This is a genomic window from Pedobacter nutrimenti (assembly GCF_003208655.1).
Classification (GTDB): Bacteria; Bacteroidota; Bacteroidia; order Sphingobacteriales; family Sphingobacteriaceae; genus Pedobacter; species Pedobacter nutrimenti.
This window is the reverse complement of the sequence record NZ_QKLU01000005.1, coordinates 100,762-122,717: the sequence shown is the minus strand read 5'-3', so window position 1 is coordinate 122,717 and position 21,956 is coordinate 100,762. Positions and strand designations below refer to the sequence as shown.

20 protein-coding genes are annotated in these 21,956 nt (G+C 40.7%); 10 read left to right on the top strand and 10 right to left on the bottom strand.

The window, feature by feature from the left end:
- The first annotated feature begins 121 nt into the window (after nucleotides 1-121).
- From B0O44_RS15400 to B0O44_RS15390, 3 genes are all read left to right on the top strand, one after another.
- The gene (locus B0O44_RS15400; protein ID WP_110832225.1) at nucleotides 122-1,891 is read left to right on the top strand and encodes a peptide MFS transporter; all 1,770 of its coding nucleotides are present in this window, start codon (nucleotides 122-124) and stop codon (nucleotides 1,889-1,891) included.
- 53 nt (nucleotides 1,892-1,944) lie between these two features.
- On the top strand, nucleotides 1,945-3,435 hold the full coding sequence (locus B0O44_RS15395) for a peptide MFS transporter (protein ID WP_110832223.1): 1,491 nt from the start codon (nucleotides 1,945-1,947) through the stop codon (nucleotides 3,433-3,435).
- A gap of 116 nt (nucleotides 3,436-3,551) precedes the next feature.
- A complete protein-coding gene (locus B0O44_RS15390) occupies nucleotides 3,552-4,283 on the top strand; it encodes a polyprenol monophosphomannose synthase (protein WP_110832221.1) in 732 nt (243 codons plus the stop codon).
- Between the two features lie 5 nt (nucleotides 4,284-4,288).
- Here the strand turns inward: B0O44_RS15390 and B0O44_RS15385 are convergent, their stop codons facing one another.
- From B0O44_RS15385 to proS, 4 genes are read right to left on the bottom strand one after another with little or no spacing between them, the layout of a single operon-like run.
- Entirely contained in the window at nucleotides 4,289-4,795 is a 507-nt protein-coding gene (locus B0O44_RS15385; RefSeq protein ID WP_110832219.1) for a YdeI/OmpD-associated family protein, read from the bottom strand.
- A gap of 14 nt (nucleotides 4,796-4,809) precedes the next feature.
- Complete coding sequence (locus B0O44_RS15380; RefSeq protein WP_110832217.1) at nucleotides 4,810-5,673, bottom strand: TIGR02757 family protein; 864 nt, start codon at nucleotides 5,671-5,673, stop codon at nucleotides 4,810-4,812.
- A 6-nt stretch (nucleotides 5,674-5,679) separates the two neighbouring features.
- Nucleotides 5,680-6,819 carry a cystathionine gamma-synthase gene (locus B0O44_RS15375; RefSeq protein ID WP_110832215.1) on the bottom strand — a complete coding sequence of 380 codons (1,140 nt, stop codon included), beginning with the start codon at nucleotides 6,817-6,819 and terminating at the stop codon, nucleotides 5,680-5,682.
- 45 nt (nucleotides 6,820-6,864) lie between these two features.
- On the bottom strand, nucleotides 6,865-8,337 hold the full coding sequence (proS, locus tag B0O44_RS15370; RefSeq protein WP_110832213.1) for a proline--tRNA ligase: 1,473 nt from the start codon (nucleotides 8,335-8,337) through the stop codon (nucleotides 6,865-6,867).
- A 104-nt stretch (nucleotides 8,338-8,441) separates the two neighbouring features.
- Here proS and B0O44_RS15365 point away from each other — a divergent pair, with 104 nt between their 5' ends.
- Both B0O44_RS15365 and B0O44_RS15360 read left to right on the top strand, forming a co-directional pair.
- A complete protein-coding gene (locus B0O44_RS15365) occupies nucleotides 8,442-9,314 on the top strand; it encodes a hypothetical protein (RefSeq protein ID WP_110832210.1) in 873 nt (290 codons plus the stop codon).
- A 23-nt stretch (nucleotides 9,315-9,337) separates the two neighbouring features.
- Complete coding sequence (locus B0O44_RS15360; protein ID WP_110832208.1) at nucleotides 9,338-10,873, top strand: OmpP1/FadL family transporter; 1,536 nt, start codon at nucleotides 9,338-9,340, stop codon at nucleotides 10,871-10,873.
- A 44-nt stretch (nucleotides 10,874-10,917) separates the two neighbouring features.
- Here B0O44_RS15360 and B0O44_RS15355 read toward each other — a convergent pair whose 3' ends face one another.
- Both B0O44_RS15355 and B0O44_RS15350 read right to left on the bottom strand, forming a co-directional pair.
- Nucleotides 10,918-12,729 (bottom strand): UbiD family decarboxylase, encoded by a 1,812-nt coding sequence (locus B0O44_RS15355; RefSeq protein WP_110832205.1) that lies wholly within the window; start codon nucleotides 12,727-12,729, stop codon nucleotides 10,918-10,920.
- A gap of 100 nt (nucleotides 12,730-12,829) precedes the next feature.
- A complete protein-coding gene (locus tag B0O44_RS15350) occupies nucleotides 12,830-13,309 on the bottom strand; it encodes a Dps family protein (protein WP_110833016.1) in 480 nt (159 codons plus the stop codon).
- A gap of 175 nt (nucleotides 13,310-13,484) precedes the next feature.
- Between B0O44_RS15350 and B0O44_RS15345 the strand changes: the two genes are divergently transcribed.
- Entirely contained in the window at nucleotides 13,485-14,855 is a 1,371-nt protein-coding gene (locus B0O44_RS15345; protein ID WP_245943676.1) for a LysM peptidoglycan-binding domain-containing protein, read from the top strand.
- A complete protein-coding gene (locus B0O44_RS15340) occupies nucleotides 14,845-15,486 on the top strand; it encodes a uridine kinase family protein (RefSeq protein WP_110832203.1) in 642 nt (213 codons plus the stop codon). The genes B0O44_RS15345 and B0O44_RS15340 overlap by 11 nt, the downstream gene beginning before the upstream one ends.
- Here the strand turns inward: B0O44_RS15340 and B0O44_RS15335 are convergent.
- The 4 genes from B0O44_RS15335 to B0O44_RS15320 form a co-directional block, all read right to left on the bottom strand.
- On the bottom strand, nucleotides 15,483-16,142 hold the full coding sequence (locus tag B0O44_RS15335) for a CoA transferase subunit B (RefSeq protein WP_110832201.1): 660 nt from the start codon (nucleotides 16,140-16,142) through the stop codon (nucleotides 15,483-15,485). The two genes, B0O44_RS15340 and B0O44_RS15335, sit on opposite strands and share 4 nt — an antisense overlap.
- A gap of 10 nt (nucleotides 16,143-16,152) precedes the next feature.
- Nucleotides 16,153-16,854, bottom strand: a complete 702-nt coding sequence (locus tag B0O44_RS15330; RefSeq protein ID WP_110832199.1) for a CoA transferase subunit A — start codon at nucleotides 16,852-16,854, stop codon at nucleotides 16,153-16,155.
- A 75-nt stretch (nucleotides 16,855-16,929) separates the two neighbouring features.
- Nucleotides 16,930-19,305 (bottom strand): endonuclease MutS2, encoded by a 2,376-nt coding sequence (locus B0O44_RS15325; RefSeq protein WP_110832197.1) that lies wholly within the window; start codon nucleotides 19,303-19,305, stop codon nucleotides 16,930-16,932.
- Between the two features lie 3 nt (nucleotides 19,306-19,308).
- Nucleotides 19,309-19,770 carry a DUF4296 domain-containing protein gene (locus B0O44_RS15320; protein WP_262512047.1) on the bottom strand — a complete coding sequence of 154 codons (462 nt, stop codon included), beginning with the start codon at nucleotides 19,768-19,770 and terminating at the stop codon, nucleotides 19,309-19,311.
- 190 nt (nucleotides 19,771-19,960) lie between these two features.
- On the opposite strand from B0O44_RS15320, the gene B0O44_RS15315 reads away from it, so the two are divergent.
- The 3 genes from B0O44_RS15315 to B0O44_RS15305 are packed head-to-tail and all read left to right on the top strand — an operon-like array spanning nucleotide 19,961 to nucleotide 21,956.
- Complete coding sequence (locus B0O44_RS15315) at nucleotides 19,961-20,650, top strand: YggS family pyridoxal phosphate-dependent enzyme (protein ID WP_110832193.1); 690 nt, start codon at nucleotides 19,961-19,963, stop codon at nucleotides 20,648-20,650.
- Nucleotides 20,647-21,129: a GNAT family N-acetyltransferase gene (locus B0O44_RS15310; protein ID WP_110832191.1), complete on the top strand. Its 483-nt coding sequence runs from the start codon at nucleotides 20,647-20,649 to the stop codon at nucleotides 21,127-21,129. The genes B0O44_RS15315 and B0O44_RS15310 overlap by 4 nt, the downstream gene beginning before the upstream one ends.
- An 11-nt stretch (nucleotides 21,130-21,140) precedes the next feature.
- Entirely contained in the window at nucleotides 21,141-21,956 is an 816-nt protein-coding gene (locus B0O44_RS15305) for a DUF3298 and DUF4163 domain-containing protein (RefSeq protein WP_110832189.1), read from the top strand.

Sequence of the window (21,956 nt, the reverse complement as noted above, 5' to 3'; positions counted from 1 at the left end):
GACCATTTGAAACATTTTAGAACAGTAACTATCCCTCTAAAAAACAAGAGATTATTCTCCCTATGTTCATTTTAAACTAACTGAAACCTTTCAATAAATTACTACACAAAAAAACCAACACATGAATGCACGAAATTTGGAGAGTCCAAATAATTTTTTTGAAAGTAAGGTCTTAGGACATCCAGCCGGGCTGTTTGTCCTTTTCTTTACAGAAATGTGGGAAAGATTTTCTTACTATGGAATGAGGGCCTTACTGGTACTTTTTCTCACGTCATCGATTATCGGAGATAACCCCGGTTGGGGATGGCCAAGGGCACATGCACTTGCCATTTATGGTTCCTATACAGGTCTGGCTTATTTAACCCCCATTTTAGGCGGATATATAGCAGATAAAATTATCGGATACAGATGGGCCGTCCTTGTCGGCGCATTGATCATGACCCTGGGCCACCTTTCGATGGCCATGGAGTTTCACCATGCCTTCATGTACCTTGGTTTAGGCCTTTTGGTTATTGGAAATGGTTTTTTTAAACCAAACATGACTTCAATCATTGCCCAGATGTATAAAAAACATCCTGAGAAAAAAGATGGTGCTTATACCATATTCTACATGGGCGTAAATTCAGGGGCTTTTTTAGGAATGTTGCTTTGCGGTTATATTGGAGAGAATCCTGAATGGGGATGGTCTTATGGATTTGGATTGGCAGGTGTATTTATGTTTATCGGCATGCTGCAATTCTATTTCACACAAAGAATTTTCGGAAACATCGGCTTAAAACCTGTTAAAAACCAGACAGAGGAATTTGAAGAGACTCCTGAGGAATCCACCAGGAATCCTTTTTCAAAATTTGACCTGGTTTTAATTGGTCTGATTTCGGTAATTGGCCTGGCCTGGATCATTAATGATCCTATTTCAAAAATAACGAATTTCAGCCTGTTCAATTTTAAAGTAGGCAGTTTGGACGGCAGTAATTTTGTCATTCTGATTGCCCTGCTCCTATTCGTTTTTACCTTGATTAAAAGGATTTCGCAATACACACCGGTGCTAAGGGACAAAATGATCGCAGTTATTATCCTGGCTTTCATCACCATCTTTTTCTGGGCTTCATTTGAACAAGCTGGTGGTTCTATGACCATCTTCGCGAAAGATTATACCCAAAGGGTGCTTACCGGGGATTCTAAAATTATTTTCAATGTAGTCAATACCTTGATCACCGTCATTCCTCTGGTTATTATATCTTATGTGCTCATTAGGCTATTTGCCAAAACTTTTGGCAAGTATGCCCTTGGAAACATCATTCTAGCTTCGGGTTTTGTCATCATCTGGATTATTGTGATCTACATGCTGAAGCAACAATATTCAGAAGTAAAATCTGAAGTTCCAGCCACCTGGTTTGGAATATTAAACTCTTTATTTATCATCAGCTGCGCACCTATTGTTTCCAAATTATGGAGCAGTAAATATAACCCTACTGCAACCTACAAAAATGGATTTGGTATGATCCTGCTCGGTATTGGTTTCGCTGCCCTTGCCTATGGCGCAAGTTCTATTCCCCAAGGTGCAGCTGTCGCTTCGGTAAGTATGGTTTGGCTTGTAATGGCTTATTTTTTCCATACCCTAGGCGAGTTGTTTATTTCACCAGTAGGTCTTTCTTATGTAAGTAAACTGGTTCCTGGTCGTATGATCGCCATTATGTTTGGCATCTGGTACCTGGCCATTGCCATTGGAAATAAAATTGCAGGTACCATGGGCGGAATGATCGATGAAATTACTTCTAAATATTCTATGTCCACTTTCTTTTTGATCTTTACCTTTATCCCTGTCGGACTGGGCCTGATCATTATGATGCTGACCCCTGTTCTTAGAAAATTAATGCACGGCGTAAAATAATAAAAAGGAAGCCCCGGATATACCCGGGGCTTTTTTAAATTAAAGAAAATACAATGCAAAAAGAGATTACACTGGATGAGATCCAGAATTTTGAAGGTAAATACCCAAAACAGCTCTGGTCGCTGTTCCTGGTGGAAATGTGGGAACGCTTTTGTTTTTATGGGATGAGGGGGATGCTGACCATTTTTATGATTGACAAAATTGTAGGACTTTCCCTTTCCGATAAAGATGCCAACTTAAAGTATGCAGCGATACAATCTTTTGTTTATGCCTTTACTTTTCTGGGGGGTATTTTTGCGGATAAAATTCTGGGTTTTAAAAAGTCATTGTTTTTCGGTGGAATGGTTATGATCCTGGGCAACCTGATTATCGCCACTTCTCCAAAAGAATTCTTTTATATTGGAATTACCCTTTCTATTATCGGAACAGGCTTCTTCAAACCAAATATTTCTTCCATGGTAGGGGATTTATACAAGGATGGAGACAGCAGAAGAGATGCAGGTTATGGAATGTTTTATGCAGGCATCAATATAGGTGGGTTATTGGGCGGGGCACTTTGCGTATACCTGGGAAAATATGTTTCCTGGAATTATGCCTTCCTGGCCGCCGCGATTGTAATGATCCTTGGACTGTTAACATTTTTAGTGACTAAAAAGAATTTAGGTCCTATTGGTGACTCCCCCTTAAAAGAAATGCCGGTGAGCAAAAAGAGGATCCGGGAAATTGGGGTGTATATCTTTTCTTTGATCTCTATCCCCTTGATCCTGATCATGGTGCAAAACACAAAGTATACCGATTATTTCATGTATACGATTGCCCCGGTCTCTATCCTATATTTTCTTTACGAAACCTACAGGGTCCAGGACAGGAAATTTCAGTTAAAGTTGCTGGCAGCCTTTATATTTATTTTTCTGTATTTCTTATTTAATGCCATTTTTGAACAGAGCGGAGGTTCTCTTTCTCTTTTTGCAGAAAGAAACCTAAGCCATACCCTTTTGTTTTTTAACATTGATCCAAATGTCATCAACAACAGTTCCAATTCCTTCTTTGTGATTGTATTCAGTCCATTGGTAGGTTTATTATGGCTTTGGTTGTCTAAGAAAAAAATGGAACCCAATTCCATTATTAAGTTCGGAATCGGATTCCTGTTTCTGGCTGCAACTTTCTATACTTTCTTTTACACCCGTTTCCTCGCCGATGCAAACGGGATCACTTCATTAAACCTGTTTACCTTTGGTTATCTGTTGATGACCCTTGGTGAACTTTGTCTGGGACCAATCGGAATGTCCCTGGTTACAAAACTTTCTCCAAAAAGATTAACCGGAATGATGATGGGAATGTGGTTTCTGGCCAGCGCCTTCGGACAATTTGCTGCCGGTAAACTGGGTGCAGACATGTCTGTCACTGCTGATGCCTCCCTGGTGGAAAAATTACATTCTTATACTGCCGGTTATTACCAATTAGGTATTTATGCAGCCATTGCCGGCGTATTTTTAATTATATGCTCCCCTTTAATTAAAAAGCTGATGCAGGGGGTAAGTTAAGCCTTCAGTATTTAACATATTTTAACCCTGTAAACCCCGACGTTTACAGGGTTTTTCATTTTTAATGTTTAATTTCGGCGAAATATACAGTCATATCTTAAAACCATCGATAAAAAGTGTCAGACAGTTTAGTTATTATTCCAACCTATAACGAGAAAGAGAATATTGAAAAGATCATTAGAAAGGTTTTTTCCCTGAGCCACTTTTTTGAAATACTAATTATAGATGATGGTTCTCCAGACGGGACGGCTGAAATTGTAAAAAATCTTCAACAGGAATATCCAGCGCTTCACCTGGAGCAAAGAACGGGAAAATTAGGGCTCGGCACCGCCTACATTCATGGTTTCAGATGGGCCTTAAAACACCCTTATCAATATATATTTGAAATGGATGCAGACTTTTCCCATAATCCGGAGGACCTGGTCAGGTTAAGGGAAGCTTGTGTAAAAGGCGCCGATGTAGCCATAGGTTCCAGGTATGTACGGGGTGTTAATGTGGTCAACTGGCCTATGAACAGAGTGCTCATGTCTTATTTTGCCTCTATGTATGTACGCTTCATTACCCGGATCAGTATTCAGGATGCTACCGCAGGGTTCAAATGCTACAAAAGAATAGTTCTGGAAACCATTCCTCTGGATAAGATCAGATTTGTTGGCTATGCTTTTCAGATTGAAATGAAGTTCACAGCCATTAAATATGGGTTTAAGGTGGTGGAAGTACCCATTATTTTCACCGACAGAACTGAAGGTGTTTCCAAAATGAGCACGCGGATATTCAGAGAAGCTTTTATTGGGGTTATTCAAATGAAAATCAGCAGCTGGTTCAGAAATTATTCCAGAAAAGCCTAAATTTTCTATTTTTCCTTTCCCTCTCTCATCATTTCCCCAAAGCTTAGGCTACGGTCCATGGCAGAAACGATTTTTACCAGTCTTTTCGTTCTGGTTGCTTCTGTCTTTGCTGAATTCAGCCAGTTGATGTACCAATTCTGATGAGATTTGGGCAGTTTTAAAAAACGTTCCATCAAGGCCTCTTCATCGGAAAGACAAAGTTCCAAGTCCTCAGGGATTTCAATTTTAAAGGTTGTATCCTCCTCAATAACCAGGGTGACCAGGGCACCAGCTTCCTTTTTAAGCTGTTTACGCAAACTGGCTTTTAGCGCAATGATGAAATCGCCTTCTCCCATAGGTACAGTAGCCATACCTACAATGGGCAAATCATCTATTTTCCCTTTCAATCTGAAACTTTTTCTACAACCAGGTTTCAGTTCTGCTGCTATGGCCTGGGGAATAAAGACATAACTCCAGCCCGTCTTCTCCCCCATTTCATTAAATTTTTCTATTTCAGCTTTAAATGTGATCATAAAACATAAAAAAATTAAAATTTTTCTTCAACCCCAAGCCCGAATAAAGCAAAATCATATTTAACCGGATCCAAAGGATCAAAATGTTTTAGTTCGGCGGTCAATTCTTTTGCCGTCTGCCAGTCTGTTTGTTTTCTGGAAATCAGTCCCAATCTCCTGGCAACCCTGTCTACATGAACATCACAGGGGCAAATCAAGTCTTTAGGCTGAATGATGTTCCAAATTCCAAAATCAACCCCCATATTGTCTTTTCTGACCATCCAGCGTAAAAACATGTTCAACCGCTTACAGGTCGATTTCTGTAGAGGAGAGGAAATATGCTTAATGGTCCTGCGCGGAAAATCGGGCAGGCTAAAAAAATAACGCCTGAAATGATTCAGAGCGGATTCCAGATCCAAAGGGTTCTTTTTTAATGCGGACAGCATACAGGCGGCAGAGGTATAAACAGTTGCATCTTCAGCCTCTTGTCCCTCTTCCAGAAATTCGGCTCTGAACGGGGATTCAAAAGGCAAAAATGCAGTTTCCAGACTGTCCGATCTTTGATAATGGTTTTTAAAAAATGCTGCAAAGTAAAGCAGGTCGGTATCATTAAAGGTACGGTGCTTAAAGCCCAGTAAGGCTTTAAGGTCCGGTTCTGAATGGCCTGTCATAAACTGGTAAGGTTCATTGTCCATTCTTTCCAACAGCTCTGTACATTTACTGATAATGGTTTTACGTTGGCCCCAAGCTAAAATTGCCGCAAAAAATGCGGCAATTTCAATATCCTGTTTTTTTTGATACCTGTGGGGTATACAAATGGGATCATTTTGAATAAAACCAGGCTGGTTATATTGTGCAGCCTTAACCTCCAAAAAATCCTTGAGTTCTAAAAATTCCAAGACCTTCTATTTAAGTGCTTGTTCCAGATCCGCCAGCAGATCATCTATATCTTCCACACCAACACTTAAACGAAGCAGGTTATCAGTTACACCAACCTTTTCCCTTTCTTCTTTTGGAATAGAACCATGGGTCATCGTGGTTGGATGATTGATCAGGGACTCTACGCCACCCAAAGATTCTGCCAGGGCAAAAACCTTAAATGAAGAAGCTACCTTAAAAGTTTCCGCAAGATCTGCCCCCTTTAAAGTAATGGATACCATCCCTCCAAAACCACGCATTTGTTTTTTGGCAACATCATGGTTGGGATGATCCTCAAAACCAGGCCAGTAAATCTTGTCAATTCTTGGATGATTTTTCAGATAATGTGCAACCTTCTCGCCATTTTCACAATGTGCCTTCATTCTCAGGTGCAACGTTTTAATCCCCCTCAATACCAGGAACGAGTCTTGTGGTCCAGGTGTTGCCCCACAAGCGTTATAGATAAACCAAAGGTCTTTATACAACTGGTCATCGTTGACCACCAGCGCCCCCATAACCACATCAGAGTGACCACCTATATATTTAGTAACGGAGTGCATGACGATATCTGCACCCAAATCCATTGGGTTTTGCAGGTAAGGAGAAGCAAAAGTATTGTCAACGGCAAGGATCAGCCCATGTGCTTTGGCAATTTTAGAGACCCCTTGGATATCAATAATTTGCATTGTTGGATTGGTTGGTGTTTCAATCCAGATCAATTTGGTTTTATCTGTTAAATGCGGCAGAATATTTTCTGGTTTCGACAAATCAAGGAAATGGAATTTAATACCGTATTTTTCATACACCTTTGTAAATATCCGGTAAGAGCCGCCATATAAGTCATTACCAGTAATCACCTCATCACCGGGTTTCAGCAATTTCAAAACCGTATCTGTAGCCCCCATTCCACTAGAAAAGGCAAGACCATATTTCGCATTTTCCAGCGCAGCCAGACAAGCTTCAAGCGCTTTTCTGGTTGGGTTGGTTCCTCTTGAATACTCAAATCCCTGATGATCACCTGGCGATTTTTGCCAATAAGTAGAGGTCTGATAAATCGGGGTCATTACTGCCCCGGTACTTGGATCCGGCTCCTGGCCAGCATGTATAGCTTTTGTTGCAAATTTCATTTTACTCTTTTTATAACAAACAGATTAAAACCCGTTTAAGTTTGATTAATAGGCCCGTGCAAAAAGTACTCTCTGGATAGAAGGTTTACCTGAATAAATACAAACTCCTTCTTCCAGCTTATTGTCCAAAGGAATGCACCTGATGGTTGCCTTGGTCTCTTCCTTAATTTTTTGTTCCGTTTCAGGTGTTCCATCCCAGTGCGCAGCAATAAAACCCGCCTTGGTATCTAAAAGTGTCTTAAACTCTTCATAAGAATTGGCTTCTGTAATATGCTCTTCCCTGTAATCCTTTGCCTTTTTATAAATGTTTTCCTGTATTTCTTCCAGTAACTGTCCAATATAAACATCAAGTCCTTGCTGTTCAACTGTTTGTTTTTCTTTAGTATCCCTTCTTGCAATTTCAACTGTGCCATTCTCCATATCTCTTCCGCCTATAGCCACTCTCACAGGAACCCCTTTCAATTCATATTCTGCAAATTTGAATCCGGGGCGTTGTGTATCCCTGTCATCATATTTCACAGAAATGCCTTGCGCTTTTAACTTAGGAATCAGTTCATCCACAAAATTGCTGATGTTTTTCAGATCGTCCTCTCCTTTGTAAATTGGTACAATAACCACCTGTATTGGCGCCAGTTTTGGAGGCAGAACAAGGCCAGCATCATCACTATGCGCCATAATCAATGCTCCGATCAGGCGTGTGGATACTCCCCAGGAGGTGGCCCAGACGTGCTCTATTTTACCTTCTTTATTTGTAAATTTCACGTCAAATGCCTTGGCAAAGTTCTGTCCCAGAAAATGAGAAGTACCTGCCTGTAAAGCTTTTCCGTCCTGCATCAATGCTTCAATGCAATACGTATCCAGTGCACCTGCAAAACGTTCGTTAGCTGTTTTACGGCCTTTTACAACCGGAAGGGCCATCCAGTTCTCTGCAAAATCTGCATATACATCCAGCATACGTTCTGTTTCTTCAATCGCTTCCTGAGAAGTAGAATGGGCCGTATGTCCTTCCTGCCATAAAAATTCTGCAGTTCTTAGAAAAAGTCGGGTGCGCATTTCCCAGCGGACCACATTGGCCCATTGGTTGATCAGCAAAGGCAGATCCCGGTAAGATTGTATCCAACCTTTATAAGTGTTCCATATAATGGTTTCAGAAGTAGGCCTGACGATAAGCTCTTCTTCCAGTTTTGCTGTTTCGTCTACAATAATGTTTCCTGCACCATCATTTTTAAGACGATAATGCGTCACTACGGCACACTCTGTAGCAAAACCTTCAACATGGGAAGCTTCCTTAGAAAAATATGACTTTGGTATGAATAACGGAAAATAGGCATTACTGTGTCCTGTATCTTTGAATTTTTGATCCAGTACAGACTGCATTTTCTCCCAAATGGAGTAACCATATGGCTTTATGACCATACAACCCCTTACATCTGAGTGATCTGCCAGATCTGCTTTTATAACAATGTCGTTATACCACTGGGAATAATCTTCTTTTTTGCTTGTAATACCTTTGCTCATAGCTGAATGGAACGTTTTTTGTGTTAAATAACTTGTATCGTAGGTCACAAATTTATAAATTTATACCTATAAAAATTGTAACACACACAAACAATTAACATACGATGAAACCTATACGATTATTAACCGGTTTGCTGGCTGCAGCGACGGTGGTCATTGCCTCCTGTTCAGCCCCCAGGTTAGCCCAACAGGGCAGCCACAATGATGATGTTTACAACTCCGTTGCACAAGCTCAGGAGTACGTACAACCACAACCAAGTCAAGCCTCCCAATACAGGGACGATTCACGTTCAGGAGATGACTATGGAACAAGTGATCCTTATTACGATATGGATTATAGTTCCCGCATCAACCGTTTTTATTATGGAAGTCCGTTCAGAGGCTATTATGACCCTTATTATTATGATGGTTATTATGGCTACAATTCAGGATGGGGCCTTGGCTCAGGCTGGTCTGTAGGACTGGGCTTTGGATGGGGATGGGGTAATTCCTATTTTGGAAATTACTGGAACCCTTATTATGGTGGCTGGGGAATCTATTCTCCTTACTGGGCATATAATCCTTACTGGGGCGGAGGCCTCTGGGGAGGTGGCTGGTGGGGCGGTGGCTGGGGAGGTGGATATTATCCATCTTACAGACTTCCTGGAACAACTACCTATGGGCCAAGACCGAACAGAAGTGGTGAAAGAGGTTATCCCTCCGGTTCATTTAATGGGTATACCGGAAGAGGTGCAATAAGGACAACCAATGGCATCATTTCCTCCGACAGGAGCAGATCAGAAAGATCAAACCCAAATATGGGAAATTATAACCAGGGCAACAGAGGTTCAAACCCTTATGTAAACCAACGTGGTCGTACAGAGAGTTATAATCCTCCAACCAGATCCGAAAGACCAAGTTATACTCCTCCTCCTTCTAACAATGGTGGCGGCGGCGGCGGTGGCGGCAGAAGTCAAAGAAGCGGTGGTAGAAATTAAAATTTAAGGTCAAGAATTAAAAGATGAAAAAATTCGTTACACTACTTGGATTAGCTATGGTAGCTAGTACAGGAATAACATATGCTCAATTTTCAACCTATGCTCAGGATGCACTTCGGTTCTCGCAAACTAATTTTGGAAGTTCAGCACGCTTTAAAGGATTGGGAAATGCCCAGACCAGCTTAGGCGGAGACATCAGCTCAATAGGAGGAAATCCTGCTGGTTTGGGTATGTTTACTCGTTCTGAATTCAGTTTTACACCTGAATTTAACAGCGTGAGTTCCAATGCCAATTATTTTGGCCAAGGCACAAAAAGCTCTAAGGATAAACTTAATTTAAATCAGGCCGGTGTTGTCTGGTACAACCCGGTGATCCGGCCCAAAGGAGCTGATCTGAACCAGGGTGTCATCAGTTTTGTATGGGGCATCGGTTACAACAGGAATAATGATTTCACAGGAAATTATAGCTTTGGAGGTAAAAACCCAAATAACTCCTTTGGTGATTTTGCCGCTGAAAATGCAACTAATTTTGGCCAGACCCATTCCCAGTTTACCAATGGTTCACTCAGAAAAATGGCCTACGATAATTTTTTGATTAATGAAACCGGTAATACAGGCACCTTTACTTCAGCAACAAGCAGTAAAAACAATCTTCAGAACTACAACCAGGTTAGGTATGGTTCTACTTCTGAATTTAATTTTGCTGGGGCTATGAACATCTCCAATCAATTTTACCTGGGTGCTTCCATTGGTTTTGTCAATGTCCGTTATGGATATGATTCTCAATTTACAGAGTCAGGAACAATTACTTCCACTCCCCAGCAACTCCCTACCGATCCTAAGGTTGGAGATGCCTACACCCTATCCTATAGACAAAGTCAGTCTGTTCGGGGAAATGGAGTAAACGGACGTCTGGGCTTAATTTATAAACCAATAAATGAGGTTAGAATTGGGGTTACTTATCAGACACCTACCTGGATGCATATGGAAGATGTGACTTCTGAGGTACTCGATACACGTTATACTTCTGCAAATACAAGTTATACCAATGTTCAGAATAATTATGTTTTTCAGTATAACCTGAGAAACCCTTCTAAAACTTCATTGGGTGCAAGTGTAATTCTTGGGGGTAGTGCTTTATTGACTGCCGACGTGGACTATGTTAATTATGCGGGTATTAAATTAAGTAATGCAGCAGATTATTACGCTCCTGAGGAGATCAATAATAATAACATGGATGTTAAGGATTTTTATACGCACGCCTTTAATTACAGGGTTGGAGCAGAATACAAGATAGATCCTTCCTTCACCATAAGAGCTGGTTATGGTATAAATGGTACACCTTATAAAGATGATAAAGATAACCTGTCTCAGACCAAATACTTTAGTGGAGGTCTTGGTTATAAAATCAATCAGTATTATATAGACCTGGCTTATCAAAGAGTCCAGACCAATCAAACTTTCAGTCCTTATACATTCAATAACCAATCTTTAGACCCAGTTGCAACAGCAAAAGTCGATAGAAACAATGTTTTCCTGACTTTTGGAGTGCGGTTCTAAGCCAGAATAAAAAAGGCCCTGTCTATTGAACAGGGCCTTTTTTATTATTTTAACTTCAAGCGGTTTATTTTCCTTTCGACCTCCTGGTCTTTAATCAGTTCCGGTGCATGATGTGGTTTCTTTCTGGCATCAATAATCAAAGCCCCTTTACACCCCCAGTGTTTATCCTGGGTAAAACTATTTACCCCCTCTATATCAGCCGCGGGATTACTCCTGGTGAAAGTTACCCAAACCAGGTTATTGATATTTTCTGCAGTAAATGCAGCATCGTCACAACAAACAACCAGAACAATGCCTTCCATATCCTGAACTTCCAGCTCCTTTTTCAAAAGCAGGATCTCTTCCCGGGCTTTTTCTTTATTCTTGTAAGCAGTTCCCGAAAGCACCAGAACACCGGGCATCGCCATTCGAAACTCTGAAAAACAATTTTGCAAATTAAATCCTGACGGGAGCGCTGATTCTAATTTTCTTTTAACAGGTCCCGCTGCAGCAAAAACAACTTTGGAGCCCGAATTAAGTCCTTCCCCACTGTAATCCAGGGTATCAATCGTAGTTTGTGTATAAAAATGAAGGTCTCTGGTCAAATCAATTCTCTCCAGGACATGTTTCAGAAAAGCATTAATATCGTGTGTGTGCAGCCTTTCATCATCCTCTTTTGCCGCAATGAACAGATATTTGGCAAGGCTCAACTGGTTTTTGCCTAAAATATGATTGGCAATGGTTAAAATTTCCTGAGGTCTTCTTTCCTTTAAATAAGGTGTATACCGTTCACTTCCAATTGCAAAAAGCAAAGGATGAACCCCCGCAGCATCCACAGCATTCACTTCCTTTAGTCCATGAATTTCCTGTGGCAGCGCCGATCCGGCAATCTCATGGATTAATGCCCCGAAGCTGGTATCTTCCTGAGGTGGTCGCCCGACCACTGTAAAAGACCAAATGGCATCTTTACGATGGTACACATGGTGAACTTTCATTAAGGGAAAAGGATGCGTCAGGCTATAATAGCCCAAATGGTCTCCAAAAGGGCCTTCCGGTTTATTTTCATGAGGATAAACGGTGCCAGTGATCACAAAATCTGCGTCTGCAGAAATACAAAATCCTTCTTCATCATAAAAATACCTGAAACGCCTGTTTCCCAATGCTCCCGCGAAAGTGGCTTCAGAAAGTCCTTCCGGCAAAGGCATTACCGCAGCCAGTGGGTGTGAAGGAGGGCCGCCAACAAATATGCTGACTTTAAGCGGCTGTCCTTTTGCATTTGCCTTGGACTGATGAACCCCGATCCCTCTGTGGATCTGGTAGTGTAAGCCAATTTCTTTATCCTGAACATACTCATTCCCCGAAAGCTGTATCCTGTACATCCCCAGATTTGCACTCATTATACCTGGTTTGTCCGGATCTTCTGTATAAACCTGTGGCATGGTAATAAACGGACCTCCATCCATTGGCCAGTTTACAATCTGAGGAAGACTACTGATGCTAGTTTTACTAAAGACCGACTTAAACAGGCTTTGCTTTAAGGGCAATGCGGATAAAGCAGTCAGGCCTGCGCCAGCAAATTTAAAAGGATTTTTTAAAGCTTTCATGGGATCTGACCTCAGAGACACCAATTGCTGTACCTTTTCCAGGCTATCCCTGAACATAAATTTAGAGCGCTCCAGGGTACCAAATAAATTAGAAACTGCTGGAAATGGACTTCCCTTAACATTTTCAAATAGTATAGCAGGTCCTTCTTGTTCAAATACACGCAAATGAATTGCCGCCATTTCCAGGTAAGGATCAACTTCTTCTTTAATCCTTAAAAGATGTCCATGTTTTTCTAAATCAGAAACGCATTCTGCTAAGCTTTTATATCCCATTTAGGCCAAAGATATCAAACAAATTTTGTTTTCGGCAATTCCCACAAAGCACAAAGGCCATGTCCGGGACATGGCCTTTGTGCTTTTAAACCGCATGCGCTTATTTTTTATTTGCAAAAGAACGCAGCATCCAGGTGTTTTTTTCCTTGAACTGCATAAAGCGGTTCACCATATCATTGGAACCATCATCCCCAGCTTTATCTGTTGCCTCCAACAACTCTCTTTCAAGTTGGATCAAATGGGCCATATCTTCCAGTACCGCATCTACCATATCCAGATCTTTCATTCCTATAGTATTCACCTCCTTTATAGAAGACTCTTTGATATAATCTGCAAAACGGCTGTGCGGCGGCTTACCCAAAGTCAATACCCGCTCTGCGATTTCGTCGATGGTCAATTGTGCATTTGTATAAAGTTCTTCAAATTTAAGGTGCAAGGTAAAGAAATTCTGTCCTTTAATGTTCCAGTGACAGCCTCTTAACTTCTGGTAATGAACATGATAATTTGCCAGATAATCATTGAGCATATCTACTACCGGTTTCACCTTTTTTTCATTCAAACTTATTTCCTTAGCGTCCATAATAATTGTTTTTATTTTATTGATCGTATATAAAAATACAACAAGCATTTGGCAGAAAAGTTTTCAGGAAAAACAATTCAATACAATACCAAAGACGATTTCCCGTTTTCTTTACATAATTTAAGCTTCTAGAATTTATTCGTATAATTGCCGGGATTAACTTGATTAAACATTAATGCAAAAATATTATATACTGGCCCTGTTTGCCATATTTTTCAATATATCAGAAAGTTCTGCCTCCCTTGGCAGGGACTCCATTGGAGTAGAAAATTTAAAAGGTAAAAAACTTATCGTTCATCAGGTGGTCCAGCACGACACTTATTATTCGATTGGGAGAAGATACAATGTTTCCCCAAAGGACATCATGAATTTTAATGAAAATAAATACCTGCAAATTGGGGTAGTCATCAAAGTGCCCACTAATATCCCTTTTAAAGAAGAATCAACACCTGTACAAGCTACAAAGAACAATAAATCAGGTACTGCTTCCCCTGCTGGAAATTATACAGAACATACCGTCCAGCCTAAAGATAATCTGAACAGACTGGCACAAAAATATGGAACAACCGTGGAGGAGATCAAAAGAATTAATGAACTCAGTACAGTTAACCTTAAAATTGGCCAGATCTTAAAAATGCCGGCTCAGGAAGGCGGGGAACAAAAGGCAGCTGAAGCAAAAGAAGAAAGACCATCCCGACGCGAAGAACCTGCAAAAAATGCCGAAACAACTGTCGCAGGGAATGGCGGTACTTACATAGAACATGTCGTTCAGCCAAAAGAGAACCTCAACATGCTCGCAGAAAAATACGGTACCACTATAAATGAAATCAAAAGAATTAACAATTTAAATAGTTCGAATCTGAAAATTGCACAGGTTCTTAAAGTACCTGCAAAAGCAGGCCTAGAAGAAAAGGCAGTAGAAAATACACCTGTTAAACCAGCAGAGACAACCAAAACGGTCACAACTCCCGTTGCAGTACCTGCAAACCAGCCATCGGAAGAATTTGTAGAACATACTGTAGCCTCCAATGAAACCATTTATTCCATTGCCACCAAGTATGGGATGACCATGGACCAGTTGAAGACCAAAAACAAACTTGACGACAATGCCCTCAGCGTAGGACAGAAATTATTGATCCGCGGACAGTATCCTGTTAAAAAACCAGTTGCACCACCTGTAAACAATGCAGAAGCCGATACTTTATCCTCTATTAAAAATCCTTCATTAAAATATGCACCAAGCCGTTATGGCTTAAACCAGATTGATGAAAAAGGTACGGCAATGTGGATCTCCGATCAGGATCTTGACCCAAGTAAAATGCTTGTATTGCACCGCACTGCACCAATAGGAACAGTGATCAAAATCACCAATCCGATGAGCAACCGCTCTACCTTTGCCAAGGTTGTTGGTAAATTTACAGAGAATGAATCCACAAAAGATGTTATAATTGTAATGACAAAAGCAGTTGCAGACGCATTAGGTGCTTTAGATAAAAGATTTTTTTGCAATTTAACTTACAGCGGACAAGATAATAATGAACAATAAGCCTTTCATTATCGGGATTGCAGGTGGCAGCGGATCCGGTAAAACTTTTTTTTTGAATTGTTTTTTACACCATTTTAAAAATGATGAAGTTACCCTGGTTTCACAGGATGACTATTATATTCCCGCAGGGGAAATGACACAGGAAGAAAATAAATTATACAACTTTGATCTTCCCTCTACCATTGACGATGCTCAGTTTACCCTGGACATCAAAAAGCTCCTTAAAGGCGAGGTCGTTTACAAAAAAGAATACAATTTCAACAATCCTCTCGCTGTTGTTAAAATTCTGGAAATCAATCCGGCACCAATCATCATCGTAGAAGGGCTTTTCATCCTTCACTTTAAAGAAATTGCAGAATTACTGGATCATAAAATCTTTATAGAAGCCGACGAAGAAGTCGCCCTGGACAGAAGGATCAGAAGAGATGGCAATGAAAGGGGCTACCCTGAAGAAGATGTTTTATACAAATGGCATAACCACGTTATGCCATCTTATAAAGAGTTTCTTCTTCCTTACCGTGAAGAATGTCAAATGATCGTTTCCAACAACCTGAATACTTCAGAAGAAATCATTGCAGTAACAGAAAGTATCGCAAATGATCTGAAGCCTAAATTCTGTAAAAAGGATTAACCCAGATCCATTTCCGGAGTCTGGTCATCAGCGATCAGTCTGCCTGAGGTAGAAGTTTTAATATAATCGACACTGACACCCGGTGCTCTTTCCAATAATTTGAACCCACCCTCAGGCAGAACATCCAGAACAGCGAGTTCGGTTACAATTTTTTTAATGCAACGAACCCCGGTCAATGGTAGCGTACAAGCTTTTAATAGTTTGCTTTCTCCGGCTTTATTTACATGCTGCATTGCGACAATGATGTTCTTTGCAGAAGCGACAAGGTCCATAGCTCCTCCCATACCTTTCACCATTTTACCCGGAATTTTCCAGTTCGCAATATCACCATATTCTGAAACTTCCATTGCACCAAGAATGGTCAGGTCAATTTTCTGACTTCTGATCATTCCGAAACTCAATGCAGAATCAAACACAGAGGACCCTGGCAATGTGGTAATGGTTTGTTTCCCCGCATTAATTAAATCAGCATCTTCTTCCCCTTCAAAAGGAAAAGGCCCCATTCCCAGTAAACCATTTTCAGATTGTAACACCACATTAATTCCATCTGGAATATAATTGGCAACCAGTGTCGGTATACCAATACCCAGATTTACATAATAACCATCTTTTATTTCTTTTGCGATGCGTCTCGCAATTCCGTTCTTATCCAGCATAGTATTTGTTTTAATTTTTGGTCCTGACCGTACGTTGTTCAATTCTCTTTTCGTAATCAGTACCCTGAAAAATGCGGTGTACAAATACGCCAGGGGTGTGAATCTGATCCGGATCCAGCTCCCCTGCCTCTACCAGGATTTCCACTTCTGCAATGGTTGTCTTTCCGGCCATAGCCATAACCGGGTTGAAGTTCCTGCTGGTGGACCTGTAAATCAAATTACCAGCTGTATCCCCTTTCCATGCCTTTACGATTGCAAAATCAGCGTCAAAAGCATATTCCATCAGGTAATCCTTTCCATTAAAATTCCGTACTTCTTTTCCCTGGGCAACTTCAGTTCCTACGCCTGCAGGTGTAAAAATCGCAGGCATACCATAACCTGCCGCCATACAACGGGTCGCTAAAGTCCCCTGAGGAATCAACTCAACTTCCAGTTCACCGCTTAGCAACTGCCTTTCAAATTCTGCATTCTCCCCGACATAAGAGGAGATCATCTTTTTGACCTGGCGCTGCTGCAGCATCAAGCCTATTCCAAAATCGTCCACTCCCGCATTATTGGAAATACACGTCAGGTTTTTTACGTTCTTTTGAACAAGGGCATGAATACAGTTTTCAGGGATTCCGCATAAGCCAAAGCCCCCAAGCATTAAAGTACTACCGTCTTCTATATCCCGGATGGCCTCCCCGGCCCCCGATACAACTTTATTGATCATATATTTGGTTTGAATGCTAAAATTAAAAAAACTCTACCGGACTTTGTTAGTCCGGTCCACAAATCAGGCTTAAGATTACTTCAAATAAACATAGGTAATTCCATCCCCCCCGCGGTCTGCGTGTTCATCTTCAACCCGGGTTACCTGGCTATACTTTTTTAGGTACTCCCTGATCAGTTTACGCAAAATACCATCTCCTTTTCCATGAATCAGTTTGATAAAAGGAAAACCCAACATCACAGACCGGTCCAGGTATTTTTCCACCTCTTGTAAGGCATTTTCCCCTCTCATTCCCCTTAAATCCAATTCCGCATTAAAAGAACTGATCGCTTCAGAAATACTTCCGGAATAAGAATTGGCCTGAATGGCTTTTCTTGCCTGGGTATTACTGATCTTATGCGCCCTGTTCTTTTTGATCACAGACCTCAGGTCTCCCAATGCAACAACCAGGTTGTCCCTGTTTATTTCAAGTACCTGTCCGGTTGTTTCACTATTGTTCAGCTGCACCCAGTCACCGACCTCTATAGGTCCATCCAGTTTTTGGGCCGGTAAAACTTCTTTCTTCTCTTCTTTGACCTGGTTTTGAACCAAAACTTTCTCGAGATTTTGCCTTAATTGTTTGGTGACGACTTTATCCGCCTGCTTTTCCTTGATCTCTGCAATGGTATTTTCAACCAGCTTATTCGCATTTTTGATGATGGCCTGGGCTTCCATCTTGGCCTCTTTCATGAGGCTTTTTTTGTTCTCTTCCAGAAAAAGTTTCAACTTCTCATTTTCTGCCACCAGGTTCTTCACTTTATTCTGCTGGGTGGAAAGCTGTATTTTGGTGTCGTAAATTTGTTTTTTCTCCCGCTCAAGATCGACCAGCAAGGTATCTACCCGGTTCTGGTTGCTGCCAGTCTTTTCTCTGGCCAGCTTCAATACTTCCGGCTGCAAACCAATGTTCTGTGCAATTTCAAAGGCGTAGGAGCTCCCAGGTTTACCTACTTCAAGGATATAGAGGGGCTTCATTTTGTCATTATCAAATAACATGGAAGCATTTTCCAGTCCAGGGGTACTTCCTGCAAACAACTTCAAATTCGAATAATGCGTTGTAATTACCCCCCTGACCTTTTTGTTGTTCAGTACTTCCAGAACAGCCTCCGCCATCGGACCGCCGAACTGAGGGTCCGTTCCTGTACCAAATTCATCAATCAATACCAACGATTTCGGCGTGGCGTGCGCAACAAAATACCTCATCTTTGTCAAGTGTGCGCTATAGGTACTCAGATCACTTTCAATAGATTGATCATCGCCTATATCTGCAAAAATCTGATCAAAAATCCCAACCTCACTCGATTCATGAACCGGGATCAGCAATCCGCTCTGCAACATGATCTGCAACAAGCCAACTGTTTTCATACAAACAGATTTTCCTCCGGCATTCGGTCCTGACACCAGTACAATCCTTAAATTTTCATGAATTTGTACATTTAAAGGAACCACCGTTTTCTGATCCGCTGCAAAAGAAAGAAATAAGAGCGGGTGCCGGGCATTGACCAGTTTTGTTCTCGCCTCTTTCACCAGTACAGGCATATCTGCTTCAATTTCAATGGCAAAAAGAGCCTTCGCCCTTACAAAATCCAGTTTGGTTAAAAAACCATGATAAGACAACAACAAAGGGGTATAAGGCCTGAGTTCATTTGTCAGGGCAATCAGGATCTTAATGATCTCCCGTCTTTTATCAAACTCCAGGTCCCTTAATTTATTATTCAGTGTAAACACTTCTTCCGGCTCCATATAAACGGTTTGCCCGCTTGCAGACTCATCATGTATAAAGCCTTTAAGTTTACGTTTGTTTTCAGCCAGTAAAGGGATACAAATCCTTCCATCCCGGACCGTCAGGCTGCCATCGGCCACCCAATTATTTCCAAGGGCCTGTTTGTAAATCGAATCCATTTTTTTACGGACCTCCTGTTCTCCTTTTGCCAGATCAGTGATGATCTGGAATAAAACAGCAGAAGCATTTGGTTTGATCTTTCCTTTGGCATCCAGAACCGTCTCTATTTTTCGCAGAATATTCTTTTCGATGGGAAGGTGTTCAAAAAGCGCTTCGAGGTTCGGATAAACCTCTTTTCGTTCATCAAAAAAGCGGATTACAGAAAACACCGTCTGCAGAGAGGTATACATCTGAAACAATTCTTCTTCAGAAAGATAGGTCCCTTCTACCCTGATTTTATCGGCAAGACTTCTGATGTCAAAAAAAGAACTGATTTGCAGGGGTTCCTGATTTTCAAGGATACTTTTAAACTCTCTGGTTTGTCTTAAAAACTTATTAATCTGGTCATACTTGGTCATGACCTGCATTTTACTCACCAATTGCTGTCCCATAGGACTTAAGCAATTTTTATAAATGAGCGCCCTGATTTCATTGAAACCTAAACGCTCTAAACAATTTTCCGGATATAACATGATTTACTTCATCACAGGCCTGCGTTTAAGCTGGTCTGATTTTTTCTTTTTCTTTAAAGAGAGGCTGTCAGAAATACTATCCTTTTTCAGCACCTCATTTAATTTGATTTTGGCTTTTAAAGAATCTGTTTTAAGTTTTTTCTTAGCGGCCAGGGCTATGGAATCTGCCTCGATTTTATCTAATTTTGTTTTTACCTTTTTAAGGTCTTCCACAATTTTAAGATACATGTCGTTCATCAGATCAGGATTTTTATAATAAAAATCCATGCTCTTGTTATATTGAACAGAATCCGTTCCAAATTTTTTATACACACCTTTATAAAAGGATGCGGCAACTTTTTTTGCTGAATCTGCATTGGTGATGGTACTGATATAACCATCTGTCATATGTATATTGTATAATATTTTTTGCATTTCCTCAGGCTGTATTATGTCTTTTGGGATCTTCGGTTTACAACCCCACATCAACACCGGCAGTATTCCCAGCAACAAACATCTTTTCATTTTAATCTATTCTTTATCTTTAAGCTTAACCGCTCAGCGTAACCTTTGTTTTGCCAGCAAAAGGTTATAAAAACAAGATCCTGCTTTAAATAGGATCATTTGTTACTGCAAATTGCGCTAAGGTTGTTAATTTTACCAAAAATACTGATAAATGAGCATAGCCGATAACTTATTAAAATATAAAAAAGAAATAGAACAGAGTTCAGCAAAACTTGTCGCTGTTTCTAAAAACAACGAAGCTTCAGCAGTCCTGGAAGCTTATGATGCTGGTCAAAGAATTTTTGGCGAAAACCTGGTCCAGGAACTTGTAGAAAAACAGGCTCAGCTACCAAAAGACATACAATGGCACCTGATTGGTCACCTGCAGACCAATAAAGTAAAATACATTGCTCCTTTTATCAGTCTGATCGAATCGGTCGATAGTCTGAAACTGCTCCAGGAGATTAATAAACAAGCCTTAAAAAACAACCGGGTCATTGATTGTTTACTCCAGATTTATATCGCCGATGAAGAAACTAAATTTGGACTTGGTTTTGATGAGGTTATAGAATTACTCCGTTCGGATGAATTTCAAAAATTACAAAACATCCGGATCAGGGGACTGATGGGAATTGCCACCAATACAGCATCTGAATTACAGCTGCGAGCAGAATTTCAGGAACTTAAAGTCTTATTCGAGGGCATCAAACTGACCTACTTCCGGAAAGATGAAGCTTTCAGTGAGCGCTCAATGGGTATGTCCGCAGACTATAAAATAGCTTTAGAGGAAGGAAGCACCATGGTACGCATTGGAACAAATATATTTGGAAAAAGAAAAATCAAACATTTTAAAGCAGAATGAGCATCCTTATACGTGAGTCGCAGGAAAAAGACTGCCCGGCCATGATGGAACTGATCCATGAGCTGGCCCTGTACGAAAAATTACCTGAAGAAGTAACTGTAACTTTAGAAGAGTTTGCTGATGCAGGTTTTGGAGAAAAGCCGGTTTGGAAGGCATTTGTTGCCGAAAACCAGGACCAGATTATTGGTTTTGCCTTGTATTATATCCGTTATTCCACCTGGAAAGGGCGCCGCCTGTACCTGGAAGATTTTATCGTCACTGAAGCTTACAGAGGCAAGGGCGTTGGCAAGCTCCTCTTTGAAAGGGTCATAAAGGAAGCCAAAGATAAAAATTTCACAGGCATGGTCTGGCAAGTGCTGGATTGGAACGAACCCGCCATTCGGTTTTATAAAAAATATAATGCTTATATTGAATCAGGCTGGCTGAATGCTTCTTTTTCTGCCGGCCAAATCAACGGCACAAACTCAGAAACTCTTTAAAGATCATATCTATGAAAAAAATAGCGGCACTATTGATCATCTCGGGCATAATGGCTTGTCAGAGTGAAAAAAAAGGTAACCATACCACCGATTCTACAACTGCAACATCAGGCCTTACAGATACTTTAACTTTCAAATATGATTCTGTTAAAGTATACAGCAAACTCCTGCCTGCCAATGAAAAAAAATCAGCCGATACCTCTAAGGCCAGTGTGCGTTATCCGGTTTTTACCAATAAGGGCATCAATACTTTTGTGCAAACCTATGCACTTAAAACCAACGGCCCCGACGAACCTCAGTACAAAAGCTATAAAGAAATGGCAGATGGTTTTATAAAAGGTTTTGACGATTATAAAAAAGACAATAAAGAAGATCAGCAGGCCTGGTTTAAACAAATTGAAATCCGTGTATTGCCCCAGAGAAAAAATTATCTTCCCCTGGAATATACTTTTATTGACTATGCCGGCGGTGCACACCCCAACTCGGCGGTAATCTTTGAAAATTACAACACCTCCAGTCAGCACCGGATCACTTTAGACTCCCTTATTGATAAAGCAAATATGCCGAAACTGACTAAAATTGCTGAAAAGATCTTTAGAAAAAACGAACATCTGACCAGTACACAAAGTCTGGCGAATAGTTATTTCTTTGAGAAGAACACTTTTTCGCTAAATCACAATTTTACAGTAACCGATAAAGGCCTTAAATTTTTATACAATCCTTACGAAATCAAAGCCTACGCAGCCGGCAGAACCGAGCTATTGATTCCTTTTGAAGATATTAAAGACATTTTAAAACCCAATTCAATTCTACCCGCACTTAAATAA

Coding starts and splice junctions, on each gene's coding strand:
- B0O44_RS15400 (WP_110832225.1), top strand. CDS start 122: ATGAATGCACGAAATTTGGAGAGTCCAAATAATTTTTTTGAAAGTAAG.
- B0O44_RS15395 (WP_110832223.1), top strand. CDS start 1,945: ATGCAAAAAGAGATTACACTGGATGAGATCCAGAATTTTGAAGGTAAA.
- B0O44_RS15385 (WP_110832219.1), bottom strand. CDS start 4,795: ATGATCACATTTAAAGCTGAAATAGAAAAATTTAATGAAATGGGGGAG.
- B0O44_RS15375 (WP_110832215.1), bottom strand. CDS start 6,819: ATGAAATTTGCAACAAAAGCTATACATGCTGGCCAGGAGCCGGATCCA.
- proS (WP_110832213.1), bottom strand. CDS start 8,337: ATGAGCAAAGGTATTACAAGCAAAAAAGAAGATTATTCCCAGTGGTAT.
- B0O44_RS15365 (WP_110832210.1), top strand. CDS start 8,442: ATGAAACCTATACGATTATTAACCGGTTTGCTGGCTGCAGCGACGGTG.
- B0O44_RS15360 (WP_110832208.1), top strand. CDS start 9,338: ATGAAAAAATTCGTTACACTACTTGGATTAGCTATGGTAGCTAGTACA.
- B0O44_RS15355 (WP_110832205.1), bottom strand. CDS start 12,729: ATGGGATATAAAAGCTTAGCAGAATGCGTTTCTGATTTAGAAAAACAT.
- B0O44_RS15350 (WP_110833016.1), bottom strand. CDS start 13,309: ATGGACGCTAAGGAAATAAGTTTGAATGAAAAAAAGGTGAAACCGGTA.
- B0O44_RS15345 (WP_245943676.1), top strand. CDS start 13,485: ATGCAAAAATATTATATACTGGCCCTGTTTGCCATATTTTTCAATATA.
- B0O44_RS15340 (WP_110832203.1), top strand. CDS start 14,845: ATGAACAATAAGCCTTTCATTATCGGGATTGCAGGTGGCAGCGGATCC.
- B0O44_RS15335 (WP_110832201.1), bottom strand. CDS start 16,142: ATGCTGGATAAGAACGGAATTGCGAGACGCATCGCAAAAGAAATAAAA.
- B0O44_RS15330 (WP_110832199.1), bottom strand. CDS start 16,854: ATGATCAATAAAGTTGTATCGGGGGCCGGGGAGGCCATCCGGGATATA.
- B0O44_RS15325 (WP_110832197.1), bottom strand. CDS start 19,305: ATGTTATATCCGGAAAATTGTTTAGAGCGTTTAGGTTTCAATGAAATC.
- B0O44_RS15320 (WP_262512047.1), bottom strand. CDS start 19,770: ATGTGGGGTTGTAAACCGAAGATCCCAAAAGACATAATACAGCCTGAG.
- B0O44_RS15315 (WP_110832193.1), top strand. CDS start 19,961: ATGAGCATAGCCGATAACTTATTAAAATATAAAAAAGAAATAGAACAG.
- B0O44_RS15310 (WP_110832191.1), top strand. CDS start 20,647: ATGAGCATCCTTATACGTGAGTCGCAGGAAAAAGACTGCCCGGCCATG.
- B0O44_RS15305 (WP_110832189.1), top strand. CDS start 21,141: ATGAAAAAAATAGCGGCACTATTGATCATCTCGGGCATAATGGCTTGT.